Origin of the sequence: Burkholderia sp. MSMB1072 (assembly GCF_001524725.1) — a bacterium.
Lineage (GTDB): Bacteria > Pseudomonadota > Gammaproteobacteria > Burkholderiales > Burkholderiaceae > Burkholderia.
In genome coordinates, this window is the sequence record NZ_LOYC01000058.1 from 135599 (window position 1) to 142901 (window position 7303).

General features: G+C 65.2%; 6 protein-coding genes. 1 reads left to right on the top strand and 5 read right to left on the bottom strand.

Annotated features, from left to right (window positions below; translation table 11 throughout):
* Positions 1–187 precede the first annotated feature (187 nt).
* The 5 genes from paaK to paaN all read right to left on the bottom strand — a co-directional run bounded on the left by paaK (position 188) and on the right by paaN (position 5813).
* Positions 188–1486, bottom strand: coding sequence for a phenylacetate--CoA ligase PaaK (gene paaK / locus WS89_RS28015; protein ID WP_059499658.1), 1299 nt, complete (start codon positions 1484–1486; stop codon positions 188–190).
* A gap of 39 nt (positions 1487–1525) precedes the next feature.
* Positions 1526–1978 carry a hydroxyphenylacetyl-CoA thioesterase PaaI gene (gene paaI, locus WS89_RS28020; RefSeq protein ID WP_059499657.1) on the bottom strand — a complete coding sequence of 151 codons (453 nt, stop codon included), beginning with the start codon at positions 1976–1978 and terminating at the stop codon, positions 1526–1528.
* Position 1979: 1 nt separating this feature from the next.
* Entirely contained in the window at positions 1980–2771 is a 792-nt protein-coding gene (gene paaG / locus WS89_RS28025; protein ID WP_059795264.1) for a 2-(1,2-epoxy-1,2-dihydrophenyl)acetyl-CoA isomerase PaaG, read from the bottom strand.
* A gap of 45 nt (positions 2772–2816) precedes the next feature.
* A complete protein-coding gene (pcaF, locus tag WS89_RS28030) occupies positions 2817–4019 on the bottom strand; it encodes a 3-oxoadipyl-CoA thiolase (RefSeq protein ID WP_059795268.1) in 1203 nt (400 codons plus the stop codon).
* Between the two features lie 87 nt (positions 4020–4106).
* Complete coding sequence (paaN, locus tag WS89_RS28035; protein ID WP_059795271.1) at positions 4107–5813, bottom strand: phenylacetic acid degradation protein PaaN; 1707 nt, start codon at positions 5811–5813, stop codon at positions 4107–4109.
* Between the two features lie 129 nt (positions 5814–5942).
* On the opposite strand from paaN, the gene WS89_RS28040 reads away from it, so the two are divergent.
* On the top strand, positions 5943–6719 hold the full coding sequence (locus WS89_RS28040; protein WP_059499653.1) for an enoyl-CoA hydratase: 777 nt from the start codon (positions 5943–5945) through the stop codon (positions 6717–6719).
* Positions 6720–7303 lie beyond the last annotated feature (584 nt).

Sequence of the window (7303 nt, forward strand, 5' to 3'; positions counted from 1 at the left end):
GCCTCGTGCGCGTGGGTGTGCCGGTCTGATCGCCGGTGTGCCCATGTGATTTCAGTTCGCGTAATGCTGTGCGCGTCGCGTCGAACGACGCTTTGGAGTCGAGCAGCCCGATCGGCATTGGCCGACCGGGCTGTTTCGTTTGCAGGCGCGGATCGGCCGCTGCGCGCCGCATGCGCGGCGCGCGACCTCAGCCCTTGCGCTTGTCGACGACGCGGCGCGCCTTGCCGACCGAGCGCTCGATGCCGTTCACGGGCAGCACGTTGATCACGGCCGTCACGCCGATCAGCGACTTGATGTCGTACGCGAGCGCCTGTTTTGCCGCCTGGATCGCCGCGGTATCGGGCGCGGTTTCCGGGCACGGCTCGACGTTGAGCGTCAGCACGTCGAGCGGACCTTCCTTGGTCAGCACGATCTGATAGTGCGGCGCGAGCGCGCGCTGCTTGAGCAACTGTTCCTCGATTTGTGTCGGGAACACGTTGACGCCACGCACGATCATCATGTCGTCCGACCGTCCGGTGATCTTCTCCATCCGGCGCATCGTCCGGGCGGTGCCCGGCAACAGGCGCGTGAGGTCGCGCGTGCGATAGCGGACGATCGGCAGCGCTTCCTTCGTCAGCGACGTGAACACGAGTTCGCCGAGTTGGCCGTCCGGCAGCACTTCGCCGGTGTCGGGATCGATGATTTCCGGATAGAAGTGGTCTTCCCAGATGGTCGGGCCGTCCTTGGTCTCGACGCATTCGGACGCGACGCCCGGGCCCATCACTTCGGATAACCCGTAGATGTCGACCGCGTCGATGCCCATCCGCTGTTCGATCGCGACGCGCATGTCGTTGGTCCACGGCTCCGCGCCGAAGATGCCGATGCGCAGCGAACTCTGCACGGGATCGAGACCCTGGCGCTCGATCTCGTCGGCGATCGACAGCATGTAGCTCGGCGTGACCATGATGATGTCGGGCCGGAAATCCTGGATCAGCTGTACCTGTTTTTCGGTCTGGCCGCCGCCGAACGGGATCACGGTCAGCCCTGCGCGTTCGGCGCCGTAGTGCGCGCCGAGCCCGCCCGTGAACAGCCCGTAGCCGTAGCTGACGTGGACCTTGTCGCCGCGGCGCGCACCGGCGGCGCGGATCGAGCGTGCGACGAGATTCGCCCACGTATCGATGTCGGCGGCCGTATAGCCGACGACCGTCGGCTTGCCGGTCGTGCCCGACGACGCGTGGATGCGCGAGATCTGGTCCTGCGGCACCGCGAACATCCCGAACGGATAGCTGTCGCGCAGATCGCCCTTGGTCGTGAACGGAAAGCGCGACAGGTCGGCGAGCGTTTTCAGGTCGTCCGGATGCACACCGGCTTCGTCGAACTTGCGGCGATAGACGGGCGAGTGGTCATACGCGTGCCGGAGCGACCACTTGAGGCGTTCGAGCTGCAGCGCGGTCAACTCGTCGCGTGAGGCGGTCTCGATCGGCTCGAGCGGTAGCGGGGTAGTCATGCATGTCTCCAGTGTTTGTTATGGGGCGAGCCGTCGACGTCAGCGGTCTTCCGGGATGACCGTGCCTTTGATCTGGGCCGATTTGCCGCGAAACATCGCGATCGTGTCGCCTGTCTGGTTCGTGACGCGGATGTCGTAGATGCCGTGGCGGCCGGCACGCGCCTGTTCGACCGCCTCGGCCGTCAGCACGTCGCCACCGTGCACGGGGCGCAGGAATTCGATTGAGCAGCCGGCCGCGACCGCATTCAGGTTGTACGAGTTGCACGCGAACGCGAACGTCGAATCGGCGAGCGTGAAGATGATTCCGCCGTGACAGGTCTGGTGCCCGTTCAGGAATTCGGGTCGCACGCGCATCTGCAGGCGGGCGTAGCCGGCGCGTACTTCGACGATTTCCATGCCGAACGCGCGGCTGCAGGCGTCGGCGTCGTACATGGCCTGCGCGGTGGCGCGGGCGAGCGAATCGGGGTCGAGCGTGGCGGTGGCGTTCATCATGTCAACGCCCTTCGAAGCGCGGCGCGCGCTTCTCGATGAAGGCCTTCACACCTTCCGCATAGTCGTCCGACTGGCCGAGCTTGCGCTGCAGGTCGCGCTCGAGGTCGAGCTGCTGATCGAGCGTGTTCGTGACGCTGTCTCGCATCGACTGCTTGATCGATGCGATGGCGAGCGTCGGCTGCTGCGCGAGCTGGGTGGCAAGCTGGCGGACCGTGGCGACGAGCGCGTCGTCGTCGACCGCGCGCCAGATCAGGCCCCACTGTTCGGCTTGTTCGGCGCCGAGCTTGTCGCCGGTCAGCGCGAGCCCCAGCGCGCGTGCCATGCCGACGCGCTGCGGCAGGAACCACGTGCCGCCCGAATCGGGCACGAGTCCGATCTTGACGAAGGCCTGGATGAAACTGCTCGAGCGGGCAGCGAACACCAGGTCGCACGCAAGTGCGAGATTTGCGCCGGCGCCGGCCGCCGTTCCGTTGACGGCGGCGATCACGGGAATCGGCAGACGCTGCAGGCGGCGGATCAGCGGATTGAAATGCTCGTCGATCAGCGTGCCGAGGTCGGTGGACGCGCCTGGCGTGAAGTCGAGGTCGGCGAGGTCCTGGCCCGCGCAAAAGCCGCGTCCCGCACCCGTCAGAATCAGTGCGCGTGCGCCGGCGGCTTCGACTTCATCGAGCGCCGATTGCAGTTCGCGATGCATCGCCCGTGTGAAGCTGTTCAGCTTGTCGGGGCGGTTGAGCGTGATCGTGGCCACGCGCGCGGCCTGATCGATATCCAGCTGGATCGCCTGATAGGACATTCAGTGTCTCCTTCATGACTTCGTTATAGGCGCGCGGCGCGTCGGTTACACGCGTTCGATCGCGAGCGCGATGCCCTGGCCGACGCCGATGCACATCGTACAGAGCGCGAAGCGGCCGCCGGTATGCTCGAGTTGATGGAGCGCCGTGGTGACGAGCCGCGCGCCCGATGCGCCGAGCGGGTGGCCGAGCGCGATCGCACCACCGTTCGGGTTCACGCGGGGATCGTCGTCGGCGACGCCGAGCATGCGCAGCACCGCGAGACCTTGCGACGCGAACGCCTCGTTCAGTTCGATCACGTCGAACTGGTCTATGCGCATGCCGAGCTGGTGCAGCAGCTTCTGCGTGGCCGGCGCGGGACCGATGCCCATTACGCGCGGCTCGACGCCGGCCGTCGCCATCCCGACGACGCGCGCGCGGCGGCGCAGGCCATATTGGTCGGCCGCCTGCGCATTGGCGAGCAGCAGCGCGCAGGCGCCGTCGTTGACGCCCGACGCGTTGCCGGCCGTGACCGAGCCGTCCGGGCGCACGACGCCCTTCAGCTTCGCGAGCGCTTCGAGCGACGTTTCGCGCGGATGCTCGTCACGCGACACGACCACGGGATCGCCCTTCTTCTGCGCAATCGTGACCGGTACGATTTCCTCGGCGAGCGTACCGTCCTGCTGTGCCCGCGCGGCCTTCTGCTGGCTGCGCAGCGCGAACAGGTCTTGATCCGCGCGGTTGATGTGGTAATCGACCGCAACGTTCTCGGCCGTCTCCGGCATCGAATCGACCCCATACAACTGCTTCATCAGCGGATTGACGAAACGCCAGCCGATCGTCGTATCGAAGATGTCGGCCTGGCGCGCGAACGCGCTCGCGGCCTTGCCCATCACGAACGGTGCGCGCGTCATGCTCTCGACGCCACCTGCGATCATCAGGCGCGCTTCGCCTGCCTTGATCGCGCGCGCTGCCGTGCCGACCGCATCCATTCCGGAGCCGCACAGTCGGTTCAGCGTCGTGCCCGGCACGGCGGTGGGCAGGCCTGCCAGCAGCGCGGACATGCGCGCGACGTTGCGGTTGTCTTCGCCGGCCTGGTTCGCGCAGCCGTAGATCACGTCGTCGATCGCTGCCCAGTCGACGTCGCGGTTTCGCTCGATCAGCGCCTTGAGCGGCACCGCGCCGAGGTCGTCGGCGCGGACATCTTTCAGGGCGCCGCCGTAGCGGCCGATGGGAGTGCGAATCGCGTCGCAGATGTAGGCGTCTGTCATGAGCGTATCGGTGAGTGACGAACCCGCCGGGTGGCGGATTCGTTCATGGTAGAGAACGTGGCGGCGTTTGCACGTCGGCCATTCGGGTTATGCCGTCTGGCCAGCTTCCGCAGGTACTGCCTTCGGGGCAACATGGACGCGGCTTTGAACCACGCGGAACCGGTTGGCGACGAATGCCGGGTCGGCCAGCGCGGCGTTGGCGGCTGGATTCGCGCCCGTGCCGTGGAAGTCGGAGAACGCGGCCGACTGATTGACGAATACGCCGCCCGTCAGGTTGATCGACAGCGCGACGCCGCCACGCACCGCTGCGTCGTGTGCGGCGTTGACGATTGCGTCGTCGGTGCTGTAGACGGAGAGGGTCAGTGCGCCATGCTCGGCGGCGATTGCACCGGCCAGATCGAGCGATTGCGCGGTGGAGTCGGTTGCGATCACGAACGAGATCGGGCCGAACCACTCCTGCGTAAATTTCTCGCGGTCGGCTGCGTCGAGTTGCAGCACGAGGGGGGTACGCACGCGCGCATCGGGGAAAGCGGGGTGCTGGAGGGGCACGCTGTCCGCGAGCACACGGCCGAGTTTGCGCGCGTCGTCGATACGCGCGGTCACGCCGTCGTTCTGGATCGCGCCGATCAGTTCGACCGAGCGTGCCGGGTCGCCGGTGAGTTTTTGCACGGCAATCGCGATCGCTTGTGCGACGTCGTCGAAGCTCGCATGGCCGTCGGCCGTCCGGATGCCGTCGCGCGGCACGTAGATGTTCTGCGGTGCCGTGCACATCTGGCCGGAGTACAGCGCCAGCGAGAACGCGATGTTCTTGGCGGCGGCCTTCAGGTCGTCGGTCGAGTCGATCACGATCTGGTTGACGCCGGCTTTCTCGGTGTAGACCTGCGCCTGATGGGCATGGCGTTCGAGCCACGTGCCGTTCTGCGTGCTGCCGGTGAAGTCGATCAGCTTGATCTCCGGGCGCAGCGCGAGATCCTGGACGAGGGCGCCGTCGTTGGGTTCGGTCGCGAGGAGCGTGACGACGTTCGGATCGAACCCTGCTTCGCGCAGCACGTCGCGGGCGATCCGCACCGTGATGGCGAGCGGCAGAATCGCGCCCGGATGCGGTTTGACGATCACGGCATTACCGGTTGCCAGATCGGCGAACAGGCCCGGGTAGCCGTTCCAGGTCGGGAACGTGCAGCAGCCGAGCACGAGGCCCGTGCCGCGCGGCACGATCGTATAGCGCTTGTGCATCGCGAGCGGCGGGTTCTTGCCTTGCGGCTTTTCCCAGTGCGCATCGGCCGGGATGCGGCGCAGTTCGTCCCACGCATAGGCAACTGCCTCGAGGGCGCGGTCCTGCGCGTGCGGGCCGCCGGCCTGGAACGCCATCATGAAGGCTTGCCCCGTGGTGTGCATCACGCTGTAGGCAATTTCGAAGCTTGCGCGGTTCAGGCGCGCGAGGATTTCGAGGCTGACGCCGACCCACGCGCTCGGGCCGGCTTCGCGCCACGTGCGTCGCGCGGCCGCTGCGGCAGCGATCAGGGCGTCGGGCGTCGATTTCGGATACCGGACGCCCAGCGCGATGCCGTACGGCGAGCGCTCGGCGCCGACCGTTTCACCGGACGCCGGCTGGTCGAGCACGAAGGTCTTGTCGAGGTGCGACTTGAACGCGGCCTCACCGTCCGCGCTTGCGCTTTCCCCGTACACTTTGGGACTCGGCATTTCGGCGAACGGGCTCCAGTACCCGCGGCTCTCGATGGCGGCGAGTGCGTGTTTCAGCGTGTCTTCGTGCTTCGTGAACAGGGCATGGGTCATGGCGGCGGCCTGATGAACGTTGAGAGGGATCGGATCGATTAATTAACCGACCGGTTGGTCGGAGAATGGTAGCATCAAACTATTCGCATGTGCGAGGCGTTTCTCATTTCATTGATCGAGGAGAAATAGATGGCTTACGAGAACATCCTGGTGGAGACCCGCGGGCGTGTCGGTCTGGTGACGCTGAACCGTCCGAAGGCGCTGAATGCGCTGAACGATGCGCTGATGGACGAGCTGGGTGCTGCGCTGAAGGCGTTCGATGCGGACGACGATATCGGCGCGATCGTCGTGACCGGGAGCGAGAAGGCATTCGCTGCCGGCGCGGACATCGGCATGATGGCGGCCTACTCCTATATGGATGTCTATCGGGGCGACTACATCACGCGCAACTGGGAGACGGTCCGCGAGATCCGCAAACCGATCATTGCTGCGGTTTCGGGCTTTGCGCTGGGCGGTGGCTGCGAGCTCGCGATGATGTGCGACATCATCTTCGCGGCGGACACGGCCAAATTCGGTCAGCCGGAAATCAAGCTGGGCGTCATGCCGGGTGCGGGCGGCACGCAGCGTTTGCCCCGCGCGGTATCGAAGGCGAAGGCGATGGACATGTGCCTGACCGCGCGCTTCATGGACGCCGCCGAAGCCGAGCGTGCCGGGCTCGTGTCGCGCGTGCTGCCGGCCGACAAGCTGCTCGACGAGGCGATTGCCGCCGCGACGACGATCGCCGAGTTCTCGCTGCCGGCGGTCATGATGGTCAAGGAGTCGGTGAACCGCGCGTACGAGACGACGCTGGCTGAAGGCGTCCACTTCGAGCGCCGGTTGTTCCATTCGTTGTTCGCAACCGAAGACCAGAAGGAAGGGATGGCGGCATTCGTCGAGAAGCGCAAGCCGGTGTTCAAGCACCGTTGATCAGCCTGCGCCGCGCACCGCGGTAGGTATCCGGTGACTGCTCTGTATCGATTCTCGGCGTGATTGCTTCGCTCGGTTCTTCAAAAGCCCCCGTGCGCGGTAGCGCACGGGGGCTTTTTCAAACTTTCTTCACAAAGAGCTTGCACGGACGGGGGCGGATGCATAGAATCACGCCTCTTTCGCGCTAACGGAAACGCGGCGCGGGAGGAAGGGAAGCGGTGCTGTTGAGATTCGGAAGTAGCGAGCCCGACGGCGCAGGAAGATGGCCCCGCAGTCGCAACGATGTCGTGCAGAAAGTTGTTGACGCGCTGCGAAACACGGTTCATAATCTCGCTTCTCTGCTGCTGAAAGCGCAGCGCTGCTGAGGGGTTCAAGATCCCTCGCAGAATGCTCTTTAAAAATTAACAGCCGATAAGTGTGGGCGCTTGATGAAAGCGAGCTGATCCTCGGATCAGATAGCAAAAGTATCAAGAGTCTCACACTAAAGTAAGTCAGGTTTATGAAGCAATTCATATTCCTGTCAGCTTTGAGTGAGCGACCGGTTCGAAAGAACCGAAAACAGTAACAGGTTTGAACTGAAGAGT